General features: G+C 53.5%; 25 protein-coding genes and 1 pseudogene. 15 read left to right on the top strand and 11 right to left on the bottom strand.

Annotated elements, in window-relative coordinates; genetic code table 11:
• Positions 1 to 30 precede the first annotated feature (30 nt).
• The gene (gene otsB / locus AABA21_RS29885) at positions 31 to 3,285 is read right to left on the bottom strand and encodes a trehalose-phosphatase (protein ID WP_338255881.1); all 3,255 of its coding nucleotides are present in this window, start codon (positions 3,283 to 3,285) and stop codon (positions 31 to 33) included.
• Between the two features lie 335 nt (positions 3,286 to 3,620).
• Here otsB and AABA21_RS29880 point away from each other — a divergent pair, with 335 nt between their 5' ends.
• On the top strand, positions 3,621 to 4,340 hold the full coding sequence (locus AABA21_RS29880) for a B3/B4 domain-containing protein (RefSeq protein WP_338255880.1): 720 nt from the start codon (positions 3,621 to 3,623) through the stop codon (positions 4,338 to 4,340).
• A gap of 29 nt (positions 4,341 to 4,369) precedes the next feature.
• Here the strand turns inward: AABA21_RS29880 and AABA21_RS29875 are convergent, their stop codons facing one another.
• A complete protein-coding gene (locus tag AABA21_RS29875; protein WP_338255879.1) occupies positions 4,370 to 4,999 on the bottom strand; it encodes a class I SAM-dependent methyltransferase in 630 nt (209 codons plus the stop codon).
• Positions 5,000 to 5,135: 136 nt separating this feature from the next.
• Positions 5,136 to 6,323, bottom strand: a complete 1,188-nt coding sequence (locus tag AABA21_RS29870) for an MFS transporter (RefSeq protein WP_338255878.1) — start codon at positions 6,321 to 6,323, stop codon at positions 5,136 to 5,138.
• A 223-nt stretch (positions 6,324 to 6,546) separates the two neighbouring features.
• Between AABA21_RS29870 and AABA21_RS29865 the strand changes: the two genes are divergently transcribed.
• The 5 genes from AABA21_RS29865 to AABA21_RS29845 all read left to right on the top strand — a co-directional run bounded on the left by AABA21_RS29865 (position 6,547) and on the right by AABA21_RS29845 (position 12,094).
• Positions 6,547 to 7,056, top strand: a complete 510-nt coding sequence (locus AABA21_RS29865) for an Lrp/AsnC family transcriptional regulator (protein ID WP_338255877.1) — start codon at positions 6,547 to 6,549, stop codon at positions 7,054 to 7,056.
• A 419-nt stretch (positions 7,057 to 7,475) separates the two neighbouring features.
• Positions 7,476 to 9,974, top strand: a complete 2,499-nt coding sequence (locus AABA21_RS29860) for a DEAD/DEAH box helicase (protein ID WP_338255876.1) — start codon at positions 7,476 to 7,478, stop codon at positions 9,972 to 9,974.
• 159 nt (positions 9,975 to 10,133) lie between these two features.
• Positions 10,134 to 10,337 carry a hypothetical protein gene (locus AABA21_RS29855; protein ID WP_338255875.1) on the top strand — a complete coding sequence of 68 codons (204 nt, stop codon included), beginning with the start codon at positions 10,134 to 10,136 and terminating at the stop codon, positions 10,335 to 10,337.
• Positions 10,338 to 10,478: 141 nt separating this feature from the next.
• On the top strand, positions 10,479 to 11,012 hold the full coding sequence (locus AABA21_RS29850) for an NADH-quinone oxidoreductase subunit B (RefSeq protein ID WP_420917232.1): 534 nt from the start codon (positions 10,479 to 10,481) through the stop codon (positions 11,010 to 11,012).
• A gap of 446 nt (positions 11,013 to 11,458) precedes the next feature.
• Positions 11,459 to 12,094: a hypothetical protein gene (locus tag AABA21_RS29845; RefSeq protein WP_338255872.1), complete on the top strand. Its 636-nt coding sequence runs from the start codon at positions 11,459 to 11,461 to the stop codon at positions 12,092 to 12,094.
• 65 nt (positions 12,095 to 12,159) lie between these two features.
• Here AABA21_RS29845 and AABA21_RS29840 read toward each other — a convergent pair whose 3' ends face one another.
• The 4 genes and pseudogenes from AABA21_RS29840 to AABA21_RS29830 all read right to left on the bottom strand — a co-directional run bounded on the left by AABA21_RS29840 (position 12,160) and on the right by AABA21_RS29830 (position 14,260).
• Positions 12,160 to 12,405, bottom strand: a complete 246-nt coding sequence (locus AABA21_RS29840; protein WP_338255871.1) for a gas vesicle protein — start codon at positions 12,403 to 12,405, stop codon at positions 12,160 to 12,162.
• A gap of 90 nt (positions 12,406 to 12,495) precedes the next feature.
• A complete protein-coding gene (locus AABA21_RS39575; RefSeq protein ID WP_420917231.1) occupies positions 12,496 to 12,750 on the bottom strand; it encodes a gas vesicle protein K in 255 nt (84 codons plus the stop codon).
• Between the two features lie 318 nt (positions 12,751 to 13,068).
• A pseudogene (gvpJ, locus tag AABA21_RS39570) lies at positions 13,069 to 13,224 on the bottom strand (gas vesicle protein GvpJ); the annotation flags it as partial.
• A gap of 46 nt (positions 13,225 to 13,270) precedes the next feature.
• Entirely contained in the window at positions 13,271 to 14,260 is a 990-nt protein-coding gene (locus AABA21_RS29830; RefSeq protein ID WP_338255869.1) for a GvpL/GvpF family gas vesicle protein, read from the bottom strand.
• Positions 14,261 to 15,109: 849 nt separating this feature from the next.
• Here AABA21_RS29830 and AABA21_RS29825 point away from each other — a divergent pair.
• The 9 genes from AABA21_RS29825 to AABA21_RS29785 all read left to right on the top strand — a co-directional run bounded on the left by AABA21_RS29825 (position 15,110) and on the right by AABA21_RS29785 (position 21,289).
• Positions 15,110 to 15,871, top strand: coding sequence for a GvpL/GvpF family gas vesicle protein (locus tag AABA21_RS29825; RefSeq protein WP_338255867.1), 762 nt, complete (start codon positions 15,110 to 15,112; stop codon positions 15,869 to 15,871).
• A 9-nt stretch (positions 15,872 to 15,880) separates the two neighbouring features.
• The gene (locus AABA21_RS29820) at positions 15,881 to 16,837 is read left to right on the top strand and encodes an ArsA family ATPase (protein ID WP_338255866.1); all 957 of its coding nucleotides are present in this window, start codon (positions 15,881 to 15,883) and stop codon (positions 16,835 to 16,837) included.
• Between the two features lie 4 nt (positions 16,838 to 16,841).
• Positions 16,842 to 17,096, top strand: coding sequence for a gas vesicle protein GvpG (locus AABA21_RS29815; protein ID WP_338255864.1), 255 nt, complete (start codon positions 16,842 to 16,844; stop codon positions 17,094 to 17,096).
• Positions 17,093 to 18,265 carry a hypothetical protein gene (locus AABA21_RS29810; RefSeq protein ID WP_338255863.1) on the top strand — a complete coding sequence of 391 codons (1,173 nt, stop codon included), beginning with the start codon at positions 17,093 to 17,095 and terminating at the stop codon, positions 18,263 to 18,265. The genes AABA21_RS29815 and AABA21_RS29810 overlap by 4 nt, the downstream gene beginning before the upstream one ends.
• On the top strand, positions 18,168 to 18,818 hold the full coding sequence (locus AABA21_RS29805; protein WP_338255861.1) for a hypothetical protein: 651 nt from the start codon (positions 18,168 to 18,170) through the stop codon (positions 18,816 to 18,818). Before AABA21_RS29810 ends, AABA21_RS29805 begins: the two co-directional genes overlap by 98 nt.
• Before the next feature lie 135 nt (positions 18,819 to 18,953).
• The gene (locus tag AABA21_RS29800) at positions 18,954 to 19,301 is read left to right on the top strand and encodes a hypothetical protein (RefSeq protein ID WP_338255859.1); all 348 of its coding nucleotides are present in this window, start codon (positions 18,954 to 18,956) and stop codon (positions 19,299 to 19,301) included.
• Between the two features lie 111 nt (positions 19,302 to 19,412).
• On the top strand, positions 19,413 to 20,366 hold the full coding sequence (locus AABA21_RS29795; protein WP_338255858.1) for a DUF6895 family protein: 954 nt from the start codon (positions 19,413 to 19,415) through the stop codon (positions 20,364 to 20,366).
• Positions 20,367 to 20,378: 12 nt separating this feature from the next.
• Positions 20,379 to 20,867: a hypothetical protein gene (locus AABA21_RS29790; RefSeq protein WP_338255857.1), complete on the top strand. Its 489-nt coding sequence runs from the start codon at positions 20,379 to 20,381 to the stop codon at positions 20,865 to 20,867.
• A 20-nt stretch (positions 20,868 to 20,887) separates the two neighbouring features.
• On the top strand, positions 20,888 to 21,289 hold the full coding sequence (locus tag AABA21_RS29785; RefSeq protein ID WP_338255856.1) for a hypothetical protein: 402 nt from the start codon (positions 20,888 to 20,890) through the stop codon (positions 21,287 to 21,289).
• 81 nt (positions 21,290 to 21,370) lie between these two features.
• Here the strand turns inward: AABA21_RS29785 and AABA21_RS29780 are convergent, their stop codons facing one another.
• The 4 genes from AABA21_RS29780 to AABA21_RS29765 all read right to left on the bottom strand — a co-directional run bounded on the left by AABA21_RS29780 (position 21,371) and on the right by AABA21_RS29765 (position 25,563).
• Positions 21,371 to 22,477 (bottom strand): GvpL/GvpF family gas vesicle protein, encoded by a 1,107-nt coding sequence (locus AABA21_RS29780; protein ID WP_338255854.1) that lies wholly within the window; start codon positions 22,475 to 22,477, stop codon positions 21,371 to 21,373.
• Between the two features lie 43 nt (positions 22,478 to 22,520).
• Positions 22,521 to 22,787, bottom strand: coding sequence for a hypothetical protein (locus AABA21_RS29775; RefSeq protein WP_338255851.1), 267 nt, complete (start codon positions 22,785 to 22,787; stop codon positions 22,521 to 22,523).
• Between the two features lie 144 nt (positions 22,788 to 22,931).
• A complete protein-coding gene (locus AABA21_RS29770) occupies positions 22,932 to 25,049 on the bottom strand; it encodes a CDC48 family AAA ATPase (RefSeq protein ID WP_338255850.1) in 2,118 nt (705 codons plus the stop codon).
• Positions 25,042 to 25,563, bottom strand: a complete 522-nt coding sequence (locus tag AABA21_RS29765; protein ID WP_338255847.1) for an Hsp20/alpha crystallin family protein — start codon at positions 25,561 to 25,563, stop codon at positions 25,042 to 25,044. The genes AABA21_RS29770 and AABA21_RS29765 overlap by 8 nt, the downstream gene beginning before the upstream one ends.
• Positions 25,564 to 25,582: the final 19 nt, after the last annotated feature.

The raw sequence follows: 25,582 nt of genomic DNA, 5'->3' as shown, positions 1-25,582 counted from the left end.
TCTCCCATATTGGGCGGGCAATTTCTATCTTTAAAGTTGGAAGGTGTAGCTTTCACCGGAACCGATCTCGCGCACCTGCTTGCCGACACCTACTTTGACGGACTGGTTGAGGCTGTTGACCTCGGCTCCGACGCGCAGGCGTCCCTCTTCGAGGGTGACGTTGATCAGCAGCCCTCTGAAACGCATGGGCAGCGACAGGCCGCGCAGTTGTTCGATGCGCTTGGGATTAAAGTAGAGGACGCCATCGAGAATTACCTCGCCCAGATAGCTGCGCTGCACCAGGTCCAGCGTCCCCGACATCACGCCCATGTGGATGCCCTCGGCCGTGGTGCCACCCTGGATATCCTCGACATCGCTCTCCAGCGCCACCAGATAGCGCTCCCAGGAGGTCGTCAGGTTGATCTCGGCGTAGATGCCAGCATAGGATACAAAGCTCAGTGTAGAGCCGTGCGAGGTGTGGGCATCATAGTACTCGACGTTCTTATGCAGGATATCAGGCGAGTAATCATAGCCCAGACGCTCAAAAATCTCCTTCAGCTCATTCTGCCGGAACAGGTAGAACAATAGCACGGTGTCCGCCTGCTTCGATAGCTTGTAGCGATCGGGCTCTTTCCCTTCCGCGCGCAAGATACGGTCGAGGCGCTGGATATTGCCATACTTCTCGCGATAGGCGTCCCAGTCCAGGTCCTCCAGCCTGTCCCAGCCATCGAACTGATTGATAATGCCATCATCACGGAAAGGGACATACATCTTGCGGCTCATATCCCTCCAGGTCTCAATCTCCTGGCTGGTGAGATTGATACGCTCCGCCAGCGCGCGGCGGCGGCGCTCCGCCAGCATATCTGGTAACCTGCTGGCGAGGTCGCAGATCCAGGCCACCATCACGTTGGTATAGGCGTTGTTGTGCAGGCCCGGCTCGTCCGAGTCGGGATACTTCTCGTGAAACTCGTCGGGACCCATGACACCGAGGATCTCGTAGCGGCCACGCTGTGAATTGAAGTGGGTGATGCTGGCCCAGAAACGCGCGATCTCCAACATCATCTCGGCACCCGGTCCAATCAAGAAGTCGGTATCGCCGGTCGCCTGGATATAGTGCCAGATATTGTAGAAGATGGCCGCGCTCACATGTCTCTGGTTCTGACTCAGATCTGGCTCCCACATTCCCGAACGGGGATTGAGGTGCACTACCTGGGTCTCTTCCTTGCCGTCGCTGCCGCTCTGCCAGGGATACATGGCGCCCCGGAAGCCGGCGGCATGGGCCAGCGCGCGTGCCTCGTCGAGCCTGCGGTAGCGATACATCAGCAGGCCGCGCGTGATCTTTGGCAGGCGGAAATTCAGGAAGGGATAGACGTAGAGTTCGTCCCAGAAGATGTGGCCGCGATAGGCTTCCCCGTTAAGGCCGCGCGCAGAGACACCGGCATCAAGATCGGCCGTGTGGGGAGAGCAGGTCTGCAGCACATGGGAGGCGTGGAAGCGCAGCAGAAACTGTACCCGGTCATCATTGGGCACCAGGATATCGCAATCGTCCCACAACTCGTCCCATGCACGCCGGTGCTGCTCAAAAGACTCGTCAAAGGTGCCGAAACGCTTGACCGCCTTCTCGGCATTAGTCAGGGGCTCATTGATCGCCTGGTCGCGCGAGGTATAGAACGAGACCATCTTCTCGACCCGCACCGGCTGCCCCTGTAACAGATCAAATCCCAGCGTCTGATGGGCGTAGTCCTCCATCAGGTAACGGCTGCGCTCAACTTCTAGTTCACCGGCGTCTCCATAGACGCGCGTCCTTACCGCCTCGGCCACATAGATGCGCGATTGACGGGTGTGCACGAGCAGCGAGATGGTATCCGGGCGCGGCGTGCGGCTGGCCACCGGATGCAGGTGGCGGCCCTCAAGTTCGCGATAGCGGGCAACGCCCTGGTTGATGACGCGCGCGTCAAGCGCCGTAATCACCTCGACCGGACCAGACCAGTTCTCGGCCGTGATCGTCCATTCCAGCGCCCCCTGGTGCATATCCCCCATGCTAACGAAACGTCTGCTGGTCAGCGTCGTCTCGCGGCCACGGCGATCGCGGAAGCGCATCTCGCGCATCACCGTCGCATTGCGGAAATCGACCGCGTGCCGATAGCTCAACATTTCAACGTTCTTCAGGCTGATCGGTTCTTCATCGCCGATGCGCAGCTTGAGCAGGAGCCAGTTGGGAAGATTCACCAGATCCTCGTTGAGCACAGGCCGCCCACCCATGATGGTCGTCTCACGATTATAGCAACCATGCGCGTATGTACCCGGATAATGCACCTCATCCACGTCGGCCCACTCAAGGCTGCCGCGTGTGCAGAAGTAACCGTTACCGGTCGAGGTCAGCACCTCGCGCAACCTCTCCTGCTCGGGATCGAAGAAATCATATACGAGCGTCCAATCATTTGGATTGGGCTGGACGCCACCGGGCAATGTCTGCTTTTCTTCTGCTGACTCTAGCGCGGTCAGCCTGTTGAGGAATCCCTCCACCTCATCCATCGTATTGAGCACATAATCAGCTGCCGTGGTACGTCCGGTGGTTTCGGGATCATCAGCATGTCCGACAAAGATGCCGATGCCGCGTCCCGCCAGAGTTCGAAACGCGTCCTCATCTGTGATGTCGTCGCCCAGGTAGATAGGTACCACATCACCGCGGTCCAGGCTCAGGGCCTCAAGCAGATAGAGCACCGCCTTCCCTTTGTCCCAGTCCAGTTTCGGTTGCAACTCAAAGACCATCTTGCCGGGAGTAACCTTGAGCTCATCTGGGTGCTCACCGAGGATCATGTCAACGATCTCTTTGACCCTGGGCCGATGCTCATCGGCAACGAGACGATAGTGAACGGCCACCGAGCTCTTTTTGGGCTCGATCAAAACGCCAGGAATGTCGGACAGGTCGGCGCGTAGCCGCGTCTCCACATCTCGCATCAACTCCTCGAATGCGGCGCCCTCTTCTCGCTGAATGGCCCGACCATCTGGACTCCAGATATCAAAGCCGTGGCTGCCAGCCACAATCAGGCTGTTGATACCCATCAATTCCTGTACGACCTTGCGGTCGCGCCCACTGACCACGCACACCGGAACGCGCTCAGCCAGACTGCGTACCGCCTCACGCATACCATCAGAGATCACAGCGTCCTCCGGCCGATCGCGGATCGGGGTCAGGGTTCCATCGTAGTCGAGGAAAACAGCCGACTGCCTTCCGGCCAGACGTTGAGCCAGCTCGGCCTCTTCGTCGAGCGCGTGTGGTAGGTTACCAATATGCTTCGCCATCGTTGCCCACCTATGTGACTTTATAAGAAGAATAAGAAATAGGAGCAATAGAGATTTGCATTTTAATCGATCGACATCGATAGAACACAAAGCCGCCACTATTGCTGATTCAAACGCAAAAATGTAGCTTACCTTGATACAAGTACCACATTTTTGATCAAATTTCTAGTTAAAAAGGAATGAGAGTTTGTTGTTTTGCTTGAATTCCGCCGCTGCGGTGGCGGAATTCAAGCAAAACAACAGCCAGTAACTTGATTTCCATATTTCCCTGCTTTGGTTATAATAATGCAAAGTAAAAGCTTTATACACAATTTTCATAAAAAAGGATGAAGGAAATGCATATCTTTCAATACGATCCGGCCATTCTGGAACGCTACCCGGAGGTTGTTGGCGGCGCGATTCTGGCGCGCGATGTGACCAACGGCCCAACGCCACCGCAGGTACAGACACTCTATCAAACCGAGCAGCAGCGCGTGGTGGAGCGCATTGGCAACACGCCCTTGAGCCAGATAGAGTCGCTGGCCGCCTGGCGACGCGCCTTCCGTGGTTTCGGGGTCGATCCAACCCAGTATCGCAGCGCGGCTGAAGCCCTGCTGCGCCGCCTGACCAAAAAAGGGGATATTCCCAGCATCAATCTGCTGGTCGATATCGGCAACATGGTCAGCATTCGCTATGGACTGCCTGTGGCGGTCTTCGATCTGAGCGCCCTGCAGCGGCCGATCACGGTGCGCTTCGCCGATGGCACAGAGCGCTACAGCGAGCTGGGCGAAAGCGCGGAGGATCATCCGCAGCCGGGCGAGGTGGTATTCTCAGATGAGACCAGACAGGTTGTCGCGCGCCGCTGGTGCTGGCGACAGAGCGAGTCGAGCGCGGCCGTCGAGCAGACGCGGGAATGCCTGATTACCGTTGAGGCGCACCATGCCGCCGCCCACCAGGATATCGGGTCCGCCGTGCGCGACCTGCTCGCCTTGCTGAACGATTTCGCCGGAGGCAGCTATACCTCGTCTATCCTGGATGTACAGCACCCGGCCCTGGTCGACGCACCCGAGGGCTAAGGCACTTATCCTTAGTGTATAAGCAGGATTTATTGCGCTGCCTTGCGTGCGATCAGGCGCTCGATGACTCCTAGCTTGTGCCGCGTCAGGTATTCGATGCTAAAGCCAGCCGCCTGCACGGCTTCGACCGGTTCGCGCAAAAGGTGGTCCGCCTCCGTGCGCACCGACAGGGGCTCTAGCAGATGCTCAATACCACGGACAATCACATTAGGACTGCGTACGTGTTCCAGGGCGATAAAACGGCCACCTGGACGCAGAACGCGCCAAACCTCGGCCACCGCCTTGCGTTCGTCGGGAATAGTACACAGCGCCAGCGTGCACACCACCGTATCAAAGCTCTGGTCAGGAAAAGGAAGCGCCTGCGCGTCGCCATTAACCAGTTCAACCTGTCGCTTAAGGTCCCGTGCACGCTGGCGGGTAACCTCAAGCATAGAGAGGCTAAGTTCAATTGCGGTGAGATCTACATCCTCCGCATAGAATGAGAGGTTGCGTCCGGTGCCAATGGCCAGCTCAAGCACCTGTCCGCGTGCCTGGGAGCAGGCCCAGGCACGCCCATCACCTATAAAGAACTTCTCACTGAAATTCATGCTTTGATCATATCGCGCCGCTGTAGAGTCATAGATGGCGCGCACGCGCTCCGTTTCGTTTGGTGATACCACAGGATTTTCCCCTTTTTTAAAAACAAATGTAGCAATATCGCAAATGAAGATCGTCGTAGGTGCTGGGCTTGCCCCAGCTTTGCCGCAAAGCGGCCCCGTACCCGGGCGCATAGTCACCACCACACGCTCCTGGTGCCTATTTACCCGGATTGCTCATGATCATGAGCAACGCCAGGAGCATGCCCAGCGTGCCTATCCATCCCAGTTGCGTGATGGCAAAGGTACGCAAAGCCAGGCCACCCAGCGCGGCACCACCGGCGATTCCTAGGTAGAGTGCCGAGTTATTGAGCGCCAGGATCACGTTGGCGTGCTCTGGCGCAATGTTCAATAGACGTTGCTGCTGAGGGATAAACAGCAGGGCAAAACTCATGCCCCACAACAAAAGCAGCGCGGCCGCGCTCCCCACAGTGGTCGTGAGCAACGGAAGCGCCAGTTGTATCACGATCAGCGTACTCAGAAAAATGATCACCAGCCGTTGTGGCGCGAAGCGATTAGACAGTAGCGCGCTCAGCACATTGGCGAATACGATGCCCAGACCGAAGCAGGCCAGCAGCAGGCTGACATCTGTAATGTGTAATCGCTGCTGTAAAAAGACCGCGATATAGGTATACAGCACATAGACGCCAATATTCCACAGCAATGCGGGCAACAGGGCCAGCACGATGCGTAGACGCGCGATCGGCTTCAGGCGCTCTCGCAACGACAGTGATACCGACGAGGCTGCCTCCGGCAGTCCACAGATGACGAGGCAGAGAAACGCCACTATCGCCAGCGCTGCTACCAGGATAAATGAGAGCCTCCATCCCAACTGCTCGCCGATCCACATTCCCAGCGGCGCCCCCAGGACGGTCGCGATGTTGAGTCCTCCGACCACCAGCGCCAGCGCCAATCCTCTTCTCTTGGGGGGCGCCAGTTCGATCCCGGCGGCAAAAGCCAGCGGTGTATAGGTGGCGGCGAAACAGCCCGCCAGCAAGCGCGTAAACAACAGGATGGGGAACGAAGGAGAGAGGGCCGAAGCGAGATTGGCCAGACCAAGCAGGCCAAGCGCTCCCAGCAGCACGCGGTTACGCGGCCAGCGACCGGTTAAAGCTGCCAGCAAGGGCGCGGCCAGGCCATAGGTAAGCGAAAAAACGGTAACCAGTTGACCGGCCAATCCGGTGCTTACCCCGGTATCCCGCGCGATCAGAGGCAACACACCCGCCACAATAAAAGCATCGGTCCCCAGAGCAAACATACCAAGGGACAATAAAAAGACGCGCGGATTCAGACCTGCGCGAGGCTGCTGATCTCTCATAGTTGGGCATGATGCCGTTGTCTGGGTCATATAAAAATCTTTTCTTCAGTGATTTCATGTGATTGTACAAGTGTAATTGTGATGCCGCCTGGCGGCATCACAATTACACTTGTACAATCACATACAAACGTCTCGGCCGCATATGCGGACGCCCATGCACAGGCATATTGTAACGAGCAGATACTCCGGAGAGGAATCGCAAACGGAAGGGATTATGCTATACTCTCTTTTAAAAAGAAAGGTATTTCAGAAAATGGCTTTGCGGTCAGAGAGGTCCCTCGACCAGACCGATTGGAAGATTTTGCGCGAGCTGCAGCAGGATGGTCGCCTCTCTTTTAATGAGCTGGGGAAACGCGTGGGATTATCGGCACCAGCAGCGGCCGAACGGGTGCGCAAGCTGGAGGACGCGGGCATCATCACCAGCTATGGCGCGCGGGTAGACGCTACCAGGTTCGGTTTGCCCCTGCTGGTCTTTATCCAGCTGCGCTGCGCTCCTGACCGGTGCCTGTTCAAAACCAGCAGCGCGGAGAAATTTCCGGAGATTCTGGAGATGCATAGACTCGGCGGACACCACTGCACCATGCTCAAAGTTGCCCTCTCCTCCATGGAGCACCTGGAAGCTTTTCAAGAACGATTGGACGCCTACGGGGAATATACGATCAATGTCGTCACCTCCAATCTCTTCACCAAACACATCATCGACTGGGAGCAGCCAGAGGTAGACCTGCACCCATCCGCCCAGCAGGAATGGGATAAACGCTGAACGTCCATTCTTCCCCTGAAGATACATCAGGAGCGGGCATTTGCCAGCCAAAAAGACCATTTAGCGGAATAGATTCCGCCGGGCAAGCGTTATTATAAGTGAACGCAATTAATCAACATCAAGAACGTTCCACTCCATCCTGGATTGGCCCTCCATCAGGGTTAAACGCTCACTCCCCCAAGACTTTTCGCTGTACACAACAGCGATTTTTCAACTTATTTTGATGAGTTAAAAGGGGGGTGCTATGTTAAGCAAACAGACGATAAAACAGCGCCCGAAAGCACCTGCGCGATTCGGGTCAACTCAACGAACTGCGAGACTTCATTTCTTAATCATCATATCAGCTTCATTGCTTATCCACTGGAGCTTGCTTTACCTGCCAGATGGCACGAAAGCCAGCTCCTCTCATAAAGGTATTTATGCAAAAAGTATATTCAGAACAAATTACTACCGCCGATAGCTTGCTTGAAAGCTTCGCCGCTCGCTATCCTTTCGCGCTTGACGAGTTCCAGCAGGAAGCCATGCGACACCTGGCGGCCGGACGCTCGGTCCTGGTGACCGCGCCGACCGGAACCGGTAAGACGATGGTCGCGGAATACGCCATCTGGCAGGCGCTGCAGCAGCATAAGCGCGTCATCTATACGACTCCACTCAAGGCACTATCGAATCAGAAATATCAGGATTTCTGCCAGATGTATGGCAGTGAAACCGTGGGACTGATGACCGGCGACATTGTTGAACATGGCCGCGCGCAGATCGTAATTATGACGACCGAGGTCTATCGCAATATGTTGCTGGAAGAGGAGCGCGAACGCAAAGCGCAGCGACCATCGGCGCTCAGCGACATCGGCTTCCTGATCTTCGATGAGCTCCACTATATCAGCGACCCACAGCGTGGGCCGGTCTGGGAGGAGGCCATCATCTGTTCACCGGCCCACATCCAGATCGTTGGCCTATCGGCGACCGTCAGTAACGCCACCGACCTGGTGGATTGGATGAGCCGGGTACACGGCCCCACCTCGCTGGTGGTACACAATGAGCGCGCGGTGCCATTGGAGCACTTCTACCTGCTGGATGGACAGCTACACCTCGTACAGAATACCGAGGGTCAGCGCGTCAAGCGCTTCCGGCATATTGGCGGCGAGGCCAAACGCGAGCTCGCGCGCAATAGATACGCGCGCTATGGTTCAGCAGGGCGTCGCCAGCAGAAAGAAGAGTATGAAGAGGGCCAGAGGACGCCCGTTCAGGGTCAGGGAACGGATCAGCAGGAGGCGGAGCCGGTGAAGAAGCATGCCGCGCCAAAGCCTGCGGAGGTGCTGCAAACGCTAAAAGAGGCCGAGCTGCTCCCCTGTCTTTACTTCCTGCCCGGACGAAAGATGGTGATGGAGGCGGCGCAACAGGCCGCGTCCCTCTCCTTCACCACGCCTGAAGAGCAGACACTGATCGTGGCTCAGCTGGCACAGTGGAAGGAGACCCTTTCTAAAGAGGATCGGCAACTCTTCCAGGTTCAGCTCCTCTCGCAGCTCTTGCCGCAGGGCATCGGCTTCCATCATGCGGGTCTCTTACCAGGACTCAAACTGATCGTTGAGAGCCTGTTTGCCCAGGGCTACCTGCGCGCAGTCTTCGCCACCGATACCTTGGCTCTGGGAGTCAACATGCCAGCGCGCGCGGTCGTCGTCGGCAGCCTGAGCAAATTCGACGGGCAGCAGATGCGTCTGCTCACCCCCAATGAGTATCGCCAGCTGACAGGACGAGCCGGTCGCCGGGGTCTGGATACCCGTGGCGCGGCGGTCATCCCATATTCACCCTGGGAAACCTTTGAGGAGGCATTCGCCCACATCACAGGTCCACAGTTGCCGGTCATGAGCTCGTTTGAGATTCGCTACAACTCGATTCTCAACCTGTGGCAGCCGGGCGATGAGGACTATATCCAGCAGATCTGCGCCTCCAGCCTGAACGAGTATCAGCGCGCACAGCGCTTCCAACAGAAAAATAAGAAGCGGGCGGAAAAGCAGCAGTCCAGAAAGAAACAGCGCAAACAGAAGGTCAGCCAGAATCCATACAAACAGCAGCACACCGACTTCATCTATCCAAATTTGAGCGCGATGGGAGAAGCGGAACTGCGTGGAACGATCCAGATCCTGCGCGCCTTCAAGTTTATCGATGATGAAACAGATACATTGACGCTTAAAGGTCACCTGCTGCGGCACATCTATCATCCCGCCGGCCTGACGCTGATCGAGCTGATCACCAGCGGCGCCTTACAGAACTGCAGTCCGTTGGAGCTGGCCGAGATCTGTAGCTGGTTCACCTTTGAGAAGGATCGCCGCTTCGGCAATCGCTTTGAGCTGGGCTCCCATCTGAAAAATATCCACCTGCAACTGTGGGATATCGAGGATGAGGTACACGCCAGCGAGCAAGAGGCCAACGTCACCCTCTCCCCGGCCACGATGCCCGACTTCCACTCGCTGGCGCTCGCCTGGGGGAAAGGACAATCCCTCAGCATGATCGTTGAGCAGATCGACCTGGCAGAAGGCGATGTCTTGATGCTCTTAAACCAGACCATCGACCTGTTGCAGCAGTTGCAGTCCGCCATCGGCCACGTGCTGGACGATAAAGATCTCTGGGACAAAGAGCTGGCCCTCAGTGGCTACCGGCACAACAACCAGCGTCGTAAGGCAGAGAGACGGTTAGAGGCTCAACACCTTATCCTGACTCAGCTACGCTCAAAGCTGAGCCGGGCTACCCTCTCACTGATGCACGGGCTGGTCATGCAGAGCCGCCGCCTGCCATCTATGGCGATCCGACAGGAAGAACTGCCCATCACAAGCGAGGTAGAACCGCTGGCGGATGCATCTTGGGAGGAAACAGAGGAAAGCGTCCAGTTTGGAATAATCAGGGAAGCAGTGACGTTGTAATAAGTGAAAGCGGGTGGTGATCCCACCATCCATTCCACACAACAATTCCCCAAACATAGAGAATGATATGTTATCCCTTGCCCGATCCCTCAGGCTCACCATGCTTCATCAGGGAACCAACGAGATCAAGCAAGTGTTCCGCGAGGAGTTATAGAAGATATGGCCACATTCACCAGTAGAGATACCAAAAATACGTTCATTGCAGGAGAGCTGGTTACCTGGAGAGCACAAAATGGGAATGAGAAGATTCCTGTTCCAGCTGTGGTCCTTCGCCAGAAAGAAGATACAGTCACGATTAAAGCTCGCGTTCAGGGTAAGGTCCAGCTGCTCGATGTAGATGTTAGTCAACTGACAAGCCGCTAGTATCAAACCTCTCTGGACAGAGGATGGGAGCCAGCCTCTCAAATGTCCAGTGTCTATATATATATGAGTACTACCACATTACAAGAGATACAACCAGAAGCCGCCCCCAAACAGCAACGCCGCAAGCCCATTCCGTTGGCAATGGTCAGCGGCCCCGAGCAGTATACCCCTGGCGACCAGGAACTGCCGGTCCAACTCACAAGCATGAAAGAGATGCTGCAGTGGGCGCGCTCAAAATCGGTATGGCCGCTGGGCTATGGATTAGCCTGCTGCGCGATCGAAATGATGGCTTCCGCCTCAGCCGGTCAGTATGACCTGGCCCGCTTCGGTTCTGAAGTGTTCCGTTCAAGTCCCCGACAGGCGGACTTGATGATTGTGGCGGGCACCGTTTCCACCAAAATGGCTCCACGCCTACGCTTGCTCTGGGAACAGATGCCCGAGCCCAAATGGGTCATCAGTATGGGACAATGCGCCAACTCGGGTGGCGAGTTTTACGATAGCTACTACACGGTGCAGGGTGTTGATAACATCGTGCCGGTAGATGTCTACGTCCCCGGATGCCCACCCCGGCCAGAAGCCCTCGTCGAAGGCATCCTGAAACTGCGCGAGAAGATCGCCAAGCAAGGATTAAAAATCCGCGGCGAAGAGAAGGTCGTTGCCCAAAGGGAGAGCTAAGCTGAGCTTAGCTCTCCCTTTTTTGTAACTACTCAAATCTGGTTGATGCCCGCGGCATCAACCAGATTTTTTATGTGTGCCGTTGCAGAACATAAACGATCTTCTTCCGACCAGGAACTTCAGAGCATGACACCGGCAGAAATTGCCACCCTGGCTTTCCTTGAGCAGGAAAAGAACTGATCGAGCAGCACACAAAAGGCTTATCTTGACAAAGATAATTCCATGTTCTATTCTCAGTGTAGGTTTTAAGCAACAGAGCAATAAACATATAGAGTACTGACTTATCCCTTAAAGCCAGATTCCTCCTCTACTTCTGGATGCAACGGAGGCCTGCTCAGGTTAAGACGATAACTTTGTAGATTGTCATCTTCTTTAGAGATACCGTCAACGTAGAAGCTGTCTTCTTCCATTGGTGTGATAGAGATATATTATTTGAGGAGGAATGTATGCGCTTCGGCAAAAAGAAAGCCAACTCTGATCAAGATACCGAGCAGGAACAGAAAAAAACGTCTGAAGCAACTGATAAACAAAAGCAAGAATCTGATCAGGAGCAAGAATCTGATCAAGAGCAAGAATCTGATCAAGAGCAAGAATCTGATCAAGAGCAAGAATCTGATCAAGAGCAAGAATCTGATCAAGAAGCAAATACAGACACCGAACAAAACCAGGGTCAAAAAGAAGAACACGAAGATCAGGGAGAACGAGGAAAGGGGCAAGGAGAACAGGGCAAGCCTCAAAGAGAACAAAGGAAAGAGCAAGGGAAACAAGGCAAGCCTCAGGAAGATCAAGGAAAAGAACAAGAGGGACAAGAGAAACCTCAGAAAGAACAAGAGGGACAAGAGAAACCTCAGGGAGAACAAGAGGGACAAGAGAAACCTCAGGGAGAACAAGAGGGACAACCGGAAGGACCTGAAGACTCGATTAAGCGGGTGTTTGAGCTCTTAAAGCAAGCGGACCTGATTAATACTGATGCTTCCTTAAAGTCTATGGTCAAGCAAGGCAGGCTCGTACCGCCGAAGGAGTGGGGCCTCCTGCTGTCATCAGGCCACTGGCTGCTCATCTGGAGACGAAAAGGCCTGTAGTAGTACATATGACGGTAGGGCGACAGGGGCGTGAATGCGCCCCTGTCGCCCTACCGTCATATGTACTATTCAGAGCTTGTCTCTTCTTTAATGCGGGGAGAGGTAATAAAGGGATCGTCCTCCCACCAGTTAATGCCCAGGGATTTCGCCTTATCTACCGAGGCAACGAGCAGTCGGATTTTAATGGTGATGAGCTCAATGTCGATCAGATTGATTTTGACATCACCCACAATAACTATCCCTTTGTCAAGGATACGCTCTAAGAGATCAGCGACATTCGTTGTCTGGACAGTGGTACTCTGTTCTGCCATAATACACTCAACCTCTTCTCTTTCTTTTATGGCGCCCCATTCGCTTGATCGAGACGTGCCTGCACCACCCCTCTTTATATCTGCTTTAGTTTACAGGAGATCGCCCAGGGGTCCCAGGTTCAAATTGAGATCTTCATCGGAGAGATCAAACGTCTCTTTCAATTCCGCGATCTTCTCGTTCAGGAGAAAAAAGGCATTGCCGACGCGTTCAATCTCTGCTTCCGTCAGTTGCTCATTCTCAATGCGGCGGATGGCCTGCTTCTCCATTAACTGTCGAATCAGGTCGACAAGCGTTAATACCAGAGCCACCAATCCCTTTTCGACGCGCTCGGGATCAATATTAATGCCAGCTTCAGAGCGTCGTTGTGGCTTCGTCTCCCTAAAGGGAAACGCTGATCGCGCGTCCTCCGCAGACTCACGTGGAGCAGTTCGCGCACGTGGAGCCTTTGTTTCCTCCGCAGACTCACGTGGAGCGGTTCGCGCATGCGGAGCTTTTGTTTCCTCCCCGGACCTGGGAGCGCTATGGCTCCGCACCTCTGGCTGCGGTGACTTATTTAATGACTCTTGCGGAGAAGATCCTTCTCTGGCCGGAATGTTCCCTTCGCCACCATCATCGCCACGCGCGGCCCGCTCAATCGTTTTGACGGCGGAAAGAAGTAGCGACAGATTAAGATAGACAAGATCAACGTCAGCTACTGTGAGCAGAACCTCGCCCTTGACCACTACCCCTTTATCAATCAACCTGTCCAAAAGCTCAAGAAGGGTCAACTGATAATTTCTGATTGTTTGATCATCAACCTGTCTCTGCTGACTTTCCATCGACGCTCCTACAGTCGCATTGTGGATCGGCGCGCGCGGCCCTACTTCATCTTTCCGGCCATTGATAGACCCGCGGATAGATCAAGCCGTTGGCGACAAACTCCTGCAGGATGGTGTAGGCCGCGTTGATGCGCTGGAACTCTCCAGTTTCCTCCTCGCTGCCCGTGTCCGGATGATAGGCTTTAGCCATGTGGTGGTAGGCATCGCGCACAGACCTGTCGGAGATTTCGGCTGGAAGTTGGAGAATCTTCTTTGCCTCTTCAATGCTGGTCGGATCAAATCGTTTGACTTCTATGGTGGCAAAACTATACGGCGGCAAGGGACCAACGATACGGAAGAGCACCCGGCTCTCTAGCTGCTGATCCAGCACATCAACGGCATGGTAAAAAGCATCCTGACGCTGCCTGGACAGTAAGAATGCGGCATTGAAGATCATCTCATCACTGACTAGATCATGCTGACAGACATCTTCCGCTTCTGATTGCAGAGCCTGTAGCATCGTTTGCTGGTAACTTGCCTTCTTCTCCTGCACCGCCTGCCCAATGTATTGGCCAAGAATGATTTTATCTTCGATGCTCACCTGCTCACCTTTTTGTGTGATCGCCTGTTGCCTGTCTCGCACCTGGGCATTCTCACGCGCGATAGAGGCCAGCACCTCGGGCATTTCCCAGCGTGCCACGACATCCAGCTCTATATTCCCCTCCATCCGGCCCAACATTTCACGAAAGAGAGTCTGGCCCTTATCCAGTAACGCGATCACCTCATCCCTGGTTTCCAGCATGGTGCCGAATTTGACCGGCAAGATGGTAAATCGTTCCATAGCTTTCTCAACAACGAAGTTATGAATGGCTAGATCTTTCACCGCCTGTTCTTGCTCCAGCGATTCATAATGTGTAAAAGGATTGATAGACGCCACCGCGGCTACATCTTGCGAGCTGATCGTAAACACCTGAGGCACGGCCGGGTTGTTAGTAATGCTGAAACTTTGAGGATCACCACTGTTGATGATACCGTAGATATAGATGCCTTCTGTCATAAACACTCCTGTATATCGGATCGCACAACATCAGATATATAAACTCTGTCTGCATATATGCCCGAGGCCGCAAAACAGATACTTTAATCGCTACAGGTACCTCTATAAGATACTGCCAGTATACAAGCTAGCAGTATTATAATGCCAGCTCTACCATTGAGGCTGATGAGAAGGACAGATGTGCACTTTATATTTGGAGAATGCCTGACGCTCCTCTTCCAGGGGCGATTGAGCGCGGCCGCACTGGTATTTGGTGAGTTGGTGCCACAGGGGCGCAGGTGTGCCCCTGTGGCACCAACTCACTATGGACTGTTGAGCACCGCAGGTGCGCAAACGCATGCAGCCGCAGGCGATAATCTTGAGCATCAGACACATTCTTATAAAATTATGGAGTAAATTAATAAATTAGTGATAGAGTGCCAATGATACATTTTGAGATAGTTGTGCTTGATATAATTTCAATTTGAGTGATAGTATAAATTTTGGCAACTATTCAAGGTGAAGTCGATATAGCCCTCTTACTGAGAGTGTGTCTGACTCCCGCCATTATGGGGGCGCATGAGCGCCCCCGCACGGGCGTCCGCTGCGCGGCCGCACTGGTTTTTTGTGTTGATGCATGGGGTGCGCAGATGCGCACCCCATGCATCAACACAAAACGGACTCGTGAGCACCGTAGGTGCGAAACCTCATGCAGGCCGCAGGCGATGATCATGAGAATAAGACACTCTCTGAGAGAGCAGATAAAGGATGGTAATCAATGCAGATTGCCAATTCTACGTGTGGGGCGAGGTCCGAAATACTAATGCATTACAGCGATCCTTCCCAGGCAGATAACTCAAGGAGCAGACAATGAGCAGTGAAGAAGGCCTCTACCTGTATGGCATTATCCCATCTGGGGAGAAACAGGATTTTGGCTCGATCGGCATTGGAGGCCGTGGTGATGAGGTATATGCGCTTCCGTACCAGGATATCGCGGCCGTCATCTCTAAATCCCCCATCATCAAATACGAGGTCACCCGGGATAACGTCTTTGCCCACACCCAGGTATTGGAAACAGTAGCAAAGGATTATACGGTTCTACCGGTTCGTTTTTGTACTATTGCTGAAAACGGGGAGATGATCGTCGATAAACTGCTGAAGACGCGCTATCAAGAATTCATTCAATTATCCGGGAAGATGAAGGGGAAGATCGAGCTAGGAGTGCGTGCGCGCTGGAAAAATATGGATGTGATCTTTGCCGAGTTGGTGGAGGAAAATGAGCCGATCAAGAAATTGAAAGAAGCATCCTTACAGGAAAAAGACAAGCAGAAAAAATACGCCAACAGCATCAAAGTTGGCGAGATGGTGCAGAAGGAGCTGGAGCAAAAGCGGATCAGAGAGACCCGGTCGCTATTGGAGGCGATCAGACCTCTCAGCCTGGATCACAGAGAAAGCCGGCTTTACGGAGACATGAATCTTTTGAACGCGACCTTCCTGGTAGATAAGGCGAAGGAGAAGGAGTTTGACCAGAGAATAGATGAACTGCAGACAGAACTTCAGGACAGAATAGTAGTAATTTACACCACATCAACTGTCCCTTACAGCTTTGTGGAGGTAGTAGTCAAATGGTAAGGAGATCCATTGTCATTACATCAATTATCACAATCATCACTTCAATTTATTCTTTTTGGCGGTAAAGGAGGTGTCGGCAAAACAACGATGGCGGCGGCAACCGCGGTAGAACTGGCCAGACAGCACAAAGTACTGCTCTTCACCACCGACCCGGCGCCGTCGCTGGCGGATAGCTTTGGACAGAAGATCGGTAGTGAACCGGTAGCCGTTGAACAGGTTTCCAACCTCTTTGCCATGGAGATAGATGCCAGCAAGGTACTGAAAGAGTTTAAAGAGGAGTACGGCAGCGAAATTCTGGAGATACTGCAACAAGGAACCTACCTGGCCGATGAGGAAGCCCAAGAGTTGTTTCAGATGGAGATCCCGGGCCTGGATGAGGTGATGAGCTTTAAAAAGATCATGGATTTTATGGATAGCTCCGAATACGATATGTATCTCGTCGATACCGCTCCAACCGGTCATACGCTGCGACTGCTCATGTTGCCAGATCTTTTAGATAACTGGATCAAGTTTCTTGGTACCCTACGCTGGAAGTATCATGCCGTGGTCAGACAACTGGCACCAAAAAGCAGCATGGAGGGTGCTGATAAGTTTCTGGTGGAGATGAAAAAGACGGTGAAAAAGGTGCACGCGCTCTTACAGGACGTGGAGAGGACAGAGTTCGTCGTGGTCACGATCGCCGAAAAGATGGCCGTCGCGGAAACTCAGGACCTGATAAAGAGCCTGCATAAAATGCAGATTCCATCGCAGCATATTATTATCAACAATATTTTTCCGCAGGATGAAAGCGATTTTATCCGGCAAAGAAGAGATTTCCAGAACCAGTATATTCAGAGCATGAAAGAGATGTTTCCCCACCATATCATCACAGAGGTTATTTTACAGGCCACCGAAGTACAAGGCATCGCCAGGCTACAGGCATTGGGCGCGCAGTTGTTTACCGAAACACAAAAAAAGGAAGGTTAACGTCATGTTTATTCTCGATGATCTACTGATCGGCCTACCCGTCAAAGGATTTACCGGCATCCTCAGAACCCTGGCGAATATGGCCGAGGAGGAACTAAACAACGAATCCCAATTCAATGAATCCAAAATCAAAGAAGAGATGCTGATGCTGCAGACACTCTTTGTCACCGATCAGATCTCTGAAGAGGAGTACCAGAGAAGGGAAGATCAGCTCTTAGAGAGGCTAAATCTGGCAAGAGGAAGTGAAGCTGAATCATGAGTACAGACGACGAGCCGCGGTCCTGGGGTCAACCAGAACATAAAGAACGGCCCAAAGATCCTGCTCATAGAAACAGGCAGATCAGAGGGGTACATGCGCTTAAAGGGGTTCATGACCTCAAAGGCACGCGCGGCCTCAAAGGCACACACGATCTCAAAGGGGGCCAGGGTCTCAAGGGCGTCAAAGATATTAAGGGAGCGGAGGGTCTTAAAGGCGCTCGCGATCTCAAGAGCGCGCAGAATCTTGCCGGAACCGGCACCCAGCATACAAACTTACAGGCAGGGCTCAAGGTTATTCAGGAGGTGGTAAAGGACGAACTGCAGGGTAACATACAGAAACTCAAGACGAGCCTGAGCAATGCCAGCGAAACGATGAGAGATAATGTGCAGACTGGCCTTCAGTCAGCACTACAGACGGGCGCCAACGCGATCGAGGAATCCCGCGGCCAGAAGGCCAGAGGCGAACATGAGAGCAAGAAGAGCTCAACCAACCCGGTCGGCGGTCATGAGCCAGCAGAGAAAAAGGAAAATGAGGCAGAAGTAAAAAAAAGTCCCCCTCGGGATACCCTGATCAGTCTGATATCTGACAGAAAGAAAAGGGACGAGCTTATAGACAGGCTGGCCCAGAACATTATACTGGTCAAAAACACGCTGGATAAAACGGTGACCGCCATTAATGTCATGCAGGATGTGCTCGAGAAGTCCGCTCCTCTGTTTGGAGAACAAGAGAATATACAAAAGATTCAGGAGGTACTGAACAAGGTAGAGCCAGGCGTCAAGACGGCCAAAGATGTTATCGATAAACTTGAACCACTGCTCTATCAGCAGGGAGACGCCTCCAACATCAGGGATGTGCTGGAGAAGTTTACAGGAGGCGTAGAAAATCTGCAGGAACTGCTGGAAAACGCCAAAGAAAGAGTCGACGCGCTGCAAACCATTCTGCGCAGGGTCGCGGTGGTCCTTAAAGCCATGGAGAAGGTCGCGCCTATGATCGATAAAAAGTCAGAGGTCGGTACCGCGCGCAAACTGTACACAAAAGTAAACGCGATCGTGAAAACGGTCAACCTGGTACTTGGCAAGGCTATCGTCGGCGTCGACGTGGTCCAATCCACCCTGGATAAGATCATGGCCTTGCCCGCCGAGCACCCACTGCCCGCCCCCCGAAGTTGAGGCAGAGAAAGAGAAAGAAGCAAAGAAGGAGCCTGTCCCCGAAGTCGAGGCTGAAACAGAGAAAGAAGCAAAAAAGGAGCCTGCCCCCGAAGTCAGAAAAGAGGAGAAAGAAGCAAAAAAGGAGCCTGCCCCCGAAGTCAGAAAAGAGGAGAAAGAGACAAAGAAGGAGCCTGTCCCCGAAGCTAAACCTGCCAAGGAGCCCGAAACGGAAGCCGCCCCTGAAGCCGAGGTTGAAAAAGAGGCCCGGCCAGAAAAGGAGACCAGAAAGAAACCCGCTCCCGAAGCAAAGACAAAGGAGAAGCCCGAAAGCGAGGCAGCCCATGAAGCGCCGAAAGGAAAAAAGGCCGGGGAAGAAAAGAAGGAGCCCGCCAGCGAGGAAGATAACATGCTCAAGTCCTTAAAAAAGGCCAACATTATCAAGCCGGATGTGCATGCTGAAGATCTGCACAAGGAGCTTGAAAACCTGCGCCAGAACCTGCCAGAGGAGGCGGCGATCATCGGTTATCCGGGCCATATGCTTTTTGTCTGGAAAGAAGAAGAGGCAGAAAAATAGCAGAGCTATCTATCTCCATCTCCTCTTCAAGCAAAGAATCCGGAATGGTGTCTTCGTACAATGTCCAGGCGTGTTGTAGATAGAGAAAATATGCTTAATCTCAAGTGCAGCACATAGTTTTATTCTGGAGGAGATATGGCTGATCAGGATAGCGATAAAAAAACAGAGAGCACAGAATCAAAGACGGGAAGCAAATCTTCAAAGTCAGGAGCGCGAAGCGAGAAGCCGCAGGCAACTGAAGAGGCAGAAGGGCAAGGTGAGGAGCAGCAGGCAGGTGAGGAGCAGCGGACAGGTGGGGAGACGGGGAACACGCTGCTACAGGTGCTGGATTTTTTAAAGAGTTCCAACCTGATCAACCTGGACATGCCTTTGAAATCGCTGTTCGACCAGGTACAGAATATACAGACCGACCCTTCAACGGAATGGGGCCTGATCGGCGACTCGGGGCACTGGGCCCTGGTCTGGCAAAAAAAACATGACTAGACGCTGCGCATATGGCAATTTGTAGCATGATAATAGGCCTGCGCAATCTCTCTTTCCGGCAGGCCTATTGTTGTCGCTTCATGGGCATAGTAGAGGGGGAGTCGTCGCTTCATGGCCGCACAACTTGAGCAGATCTATCATTGCTACGACCAGGCATTGGATTGGCTGGATACACATCGAGACCTGTTTGATCCTCTCACAGAGGCATCAGACAATCCTTCATCAGAGATATACCTGACCAAAGCATTGGGCGAACTGGGGCTCCTCTGCATGCTCTACTATCGCTGCAAGGAGGGGGACGTTGATCCACGCATCCAGCGTTTCTTGCAGCTCATCGCCAGCGTATGGGAACAGCCACAATATAAAGAGCGGATCGTGCGCAGGCCCGACTATTTTCAGATCTATACCATGATCTATATCATCCTGCAGCAATGCAACGTCATTGCGGAAGACTACAAAGCCATGATCCAGAGGGTCATCGACCAGGGATATGTGACGGCCACCGAGACAACCCCTATGCGCTTATTAGATCGCCGGCACATGCTAGATTGCGGACGGTTCCAGTATTCGCTACCCTCCTATGAAGAGATCTACCACCAGACGCTACTGGCCCACAATCCCGAGCTGGTATATGTCACGGATACAGATGTGTATGCTATTACCCATACCCTTTTCTACCTCACAGATTTTGGACGCGCACCATGTGCCATCCTGCAAGGTAAGCACCTTGCAACGGTACAATGGACCATCGAAACGCTATTGGGAATATATCTGCGCAATCAGAACTGGGACCTGGCGGGGGAGCTCTTGCTCGACTGCTATTGCCTGCACTGGTATCCTGATCCTCTCTGTCAGCTGGCGTTGGGAGCTATAAGAAAGCATCAATTGCCGGAGGGATCAATCCCCGGACCACGCTACTCACAGGAGCAGCGAGAGAAGCTCGACGAGACCGACAGCATTCATTACTGCTTCGAGGAAAACTACCACACCACCATTGTGAACGCCCTCGCCAGTTTTCTAATCTACCAGGATTTGAAGGCAGCCAGCGATACAGATGAAAAGTAGAAGGGATATGTGATGGAGTCTCGTTCACTGATGTCTGAACAGGTGCGATCGACCGGCGCACGCGCGCGGGACTGGTTGGTAGCGGCTCAAGATCTGACGGCGTCCGCTGCGACCATAAATCCCAGATACGTCTTCCAGATTCTAGTGGGACTCTGGATCTGCGAACAGGGCCTGCTCGAAGAACAGAGCTATCCCTGCACCGGTTCATATACGCACAAAGTGTGCCAGTACATCCCCGAGAACATGGATGAGGCGCTGGACTTCCTCTACGCGGATCCCGCGCTGGTCCTGTTTTCTCTCGGCATTCTACGCTTCTTCGATGTCTCCTGTGATCAGATTGAACAGTTCGCCGAGAAGATCAGCGGGATGTTGCGCGAACACAAGGATCAAGATGACGAGGAGGCCAGTGAGCTATTCCTGGTACGCTTCCTGCTGCGACGCCTGCGCCTGCACCCTCCCCTGCCCTCGTATCGACTCCGCCCCCCGGTGCGGCAGAACTGATTCACGCGGATGAGGCGAGCATGGGGGGGCTGGCAAAAAACATAGCGGCCGCCACCCAGTTTGGACAGGTCACGCGCGGGTTGGAGGCCGACTCCTTGCGCACGCTCTCCTCGCTCCTTCCCATCCTCATGCTCGACTCATTTCGCGATTATAACCTTGAAGCAGGCATGCAGATCCTGCGCAGCATGCGCTACCTCCACCTGTACGACCATAAGAGCCGGGGAGCGGGATTAAACTTTCTACTCGCGCAGCAGCAAGCGGATGGCCGCTTCGGCTTTCTCTCCCACGAATTAACGCAGCTAAATCCGGAAGAGCAGCAGGCATCCCCAGATCTCTATGTCTACTTGCCTCTTACCGTATCCTTCCTCTGGACCGTTGCAGAGACCGCCCATCCCCAATTTGTGCTGGCCCAAAGCTTCTAGAACAGTTACGTATATTGATGGGGTATGGGTGTGCTTTGCGCACCCATACCCCATCAATATACGTAACTGCTTGATGAAACCTTACATAAAGTTGTAGGGAGGCCAGGGGCCAGAAAACTCCAGTTCTAGTTCCAGGGGGGCATAGTGCTCGGTAATACCTCCGGACCACTCATAGAAGGTGGAGAGCTGCTCCTGTCCCACCAGGTACACGGCGTTGAGGATCATCTCTTTCTTTTTGCCTGTCGCTTTCTGTGGCAGCAGGCTATTCTGCTTCATATCAAACGCCGTTTGACCAAAGGTGTGAAAGATATGCTCGCCGATGCGTACAAGCTCGTTATTGACGTGCTCCTTTAACTGTTCCTCTTTCTTTCTGGCCAGGAGATAGGCGGTCCCTTTCGAGCTTGGCTCAGGCTGCTCCTGCGCATTGATACGTTCAGCATCACGCTGCATTATATGCTGCAACACGATACGCTTATCGGCATACACCTTGAGCCCGCATTCTATCTTTCCCCGAAACCTGGTGAGCAGTTCTTTAAAGTGCTCGCCTTGCTCCTCCAGCAGCTGCTGCGCGGCCTGTTCATCACGCAGAATCGTACCAAACTTGAGTGGGACGATCGTGGTGTGCTGCATGATGGTATCGATGACGTGCTCATGGGCCTGCAGAATAGCTCCATCCTGATTCTGTAACACACCGGGAGATTGGGTCATGGCCGCGTAGAGGTTTTTCACCTGCTCCTCAAACTGGCCGACATCGATCTCACTCACCATGACAGAGAGGCCATTGCCCTTGACGGGATACACTTTGCTCCGGTGATCGATACCGACGATATCAAGGTGGCGAGGCATCCTTTTGATGAAACCATAGGCGTACAGTCCGGATGCAGGATAAGCAGCATCCACGGCTGGAGCCTCTTCTGAGGGTGCGGCCTGGGGGGTTGCTGTGGGGGCGACTTGAGGTGATGCAGCGTATTGCTTTATCAACGCCGTTTGCAGCTCTTGAAAGCGTAACCGGGCGGCCTCAAATTGTGCCTGTACTTCAACCAATCGCTGCTCAACCTTCTGCATCTCTATGCTACATTGTTCGAGCAGAACCCCCATGTTCACTTCTGGCTCTGGCGGCTCCCGATGGTCGTTTGCTAACAGATCAGGAGTTGAAGGTACATTGCTCTTCTGCTCTCTGCCATTCATATGATTCTCTCAATTGTAGTGAACCATCCCTACATGTCTGCTATTATTCCTCAACATCCTCAGGCTGATTGCTGTTTTGCAGCCTGAAAGAATACGCTTCAAGATCCTTATTCAGCTTAACAATGTAGCGCGCGGTTTTAAATACACGGTGCGCATGCAGGGTCGGATCCCTTTCAACTACATCCGCCTCGGCCACCCATCCATTGCTGACTTTCGTAATACCGACTATCCTCACACCCTCCCCGGGTTCCTGAATCTCGAGCGTATCTTGCAAAAATTGCTGAACTTTCCCTTTGACATCATTGATCATAGTCTGGTTTCCTATTCTGCTAGTGGAGCGGCCTCGTGCAGTCTATCATTTGCACTTCAGGCGGTCAACATCAGGTATTTCCGCTGCGCCTTTTGCGCATTCTAGCCTCGGGCTCCCGGTTTCGCTAAGATGAAACACAAGGGGCTACATATCATCGGTTGAACCACTCCACGCGGCGCTAAAATGCCTCTCTTCAATCAGTAGTTTATCCAGGTTTTCTTCTTTACTTTCTAAAAATTCTTCAATCGCGAGCAGGCTGGCACGCTGGCACAGCGAGGAGATATCCGCGCCGACCAGCCCTTCAGCTTGCTGAGCCATGCCGTGGATATCAACCGACTCCGCGATCGGCTTGCCACGGGTATGGACCTTGAAGATGGCCTCCCGCGCTTCTATATCAGGTTTTGGTAACTCAATCTGAAGATCAAAGCGTCCGGGCCTCAACATGGCGGCATCGATCAAGTCTGGCCGGTTGGTGCTGGCCAGCACCAGTACGCCCCGCAATTCCTCAATGCCATCCATCTCGGTTAAGAACTGGGTGGTCACGCGCTCCGTCACCTGGTCGCCGCTGCTGAGGCCGCGCTTCGGGATCAGGGTCTCGATCTCATCAAAAAACAGAATACATGGGGCGGCCATGCGGGCTTTTTTGAATACCTCTCTGATGCCGCGCTCACTCTCACCGACATACCTGGACATCAGTTCCGGGCCCGAAATAGCGATGAAGTTCACCTCTGATTCTCTGGCGATCGCCTTGGCAATCAAGGTCTTGCCAGTGCCAGGCTCACCAGACAATAAGATCCCTTTGGGGGGCTTTGTATTGGCCCTGGCATACACCTCGGGATGGTACAGGGGATCCCTGACGGTCTCCGTCAGGATTCGTTTGATGTTGTTCAGGCCACCAATATCGGCAAAACCGATCTCGGGGATCTCCGTGAAGACCTCGCGGATCGCCGATGGTTCGACCTCGCGCCGCGCCTGCAGAAAATCGTCCATCGTCACTTCAAGCGCCAGCATATCCTGCTCGGGCAGGATGCCACGCTCAAAGTCGATCTTTGGCAGGAAGCGGCGGATCGCGTACATGGCGGCCTCGCGCGCCAGGGCCGCCAGGTCCGCCCCCACAAAACCGTGAGTGAGAAATGCCAGGCGATCGAGATCGACATCATCCGCCAGGGGAACACCTCTGGTATGAATGGTGAGGATCTCCTTGCGTCCATTCTTATCAGGAATAGGGATCACGATTTCGCGGTCAAAGCGGCCGGGACGACGCAGGGCCGGGTCAAGGATATCGGGGAGGTTGGTAGCGCCGATGATAATAACCTGGCCACGCTCCTCCAGACCATCCATCAGGGCCAGTAGTTGTGCGACAACGCGTCGTTCAACCTGTTTTTCGCCGCCAAGCTCCTCCCTTTTGGGTCCAATAGCATCCAGTTCATCAAAAAAGAGCACGGCCGGGGCATTCTTTTTGGCCTTCTCGAAGATATTGCGCAGGTGGGCTTCGGACTCACCATAAAACTTATGCATGATCTCTGGACCCGAAAGGTGCAGGAAGGTGGCATCGGTCTCATTGGCGATCACCCTGGCGATCAAGGTCTTTCCGCAGCCCGGTGGCCCATGCAGCAGGACCCCTTTGGGTGGTGTGACGCCTAAACGCGCGAAGATGCGGGGGAAACGCAACGGCAGCTCAATCATTTCCCGAATGCGCTTGATCTGCGTCCCCAGTCCACCAATATCCTCATAGGTCATGCGCGCATCGGTGGCCTTGCCCTCACCGGTAATGGAGATGGCTGTCTGTGGCATAATCAAGACCGCGCCGGAAGGTTGGGTATCTACGATGTTAAAATCTTGCTTTCTGGTACCCAGGAAGGTAAGTTGAACCCGATCGCCTCGCATAACGGACATGGCAGCTAACTGCCTGGAAAGGTAAGCACGATCAATGGTCATGTTATTCAGCGAGGTAAGTGGTGAGAGGGTGACTTTACGCGCCTGCGCAATCTGAGTGCGCGCCAGCTTGACCTGCTCGTCCAGTCCGATCTGCGCATTCTCTCTGATAATGCCGTCGATCTGGACGATGCCGTGACCTCGCATATCTGGAAACGTTGGCATGATCTTGACCACCGTCTCCCGTTTCCCTTTGAGGCCTATAACCTCTCCAGTGTCGCTAACGCCCAGTTTTGTCATTACCTCGGGATCAACGCGAGCAATTCCGCGGCCGACATCGCGCGCATTGGCTTCGGCGACTCTGAGCTGAACCACTGCATCAGCCATGGTGCGTCTTATCCATTCTGATCTCCAGGATGCCATTAGTGTACTTCCGCGTCAGCGTACCGACATCCGTACCCTCGGGCAAAACGATCTCTTTACTATAGGCACGCCGATTACCGCTGATTGAAAGGATAAGGATATCACCATGTATCTCAGTATGGATATTCTCTTCTTCGATCCCTGGCAGTTCAGCAATGATCCGCACATGATCCTGCTCATTGAAAAAATCGACAAATGGCTCTGGCTCTGCCTCAACCTCGGGCTTCCGGGTAACAACACGAGCAGATTCAGCGGATGGGGTTGTAGCGGCACCTATGGTTTTGACAGAAAGGCTAAAGCCTGTTTTTAAACGACCAGATGGATCGCTCGCTTCCCCTTCATATTTCTTTTCTTGTGCCCCCTCTTCCAGAGTAATCACCGTGTTCAACAGAGATTCAAGGCCTCGAAAAAATCCCATAAAGGAGCCCTGTCCATTAGCGGATTTATCCTCGCCTTCTTTCTGATGTTGTTTCTTCATGATCGTCATCCTTTGTCGT

The organism is Dictyobacter halimunensis (assembly GCF_036245075.1).
This window is presented reverse-complemented; position numbering and strand designations above follow the sequence as displayed.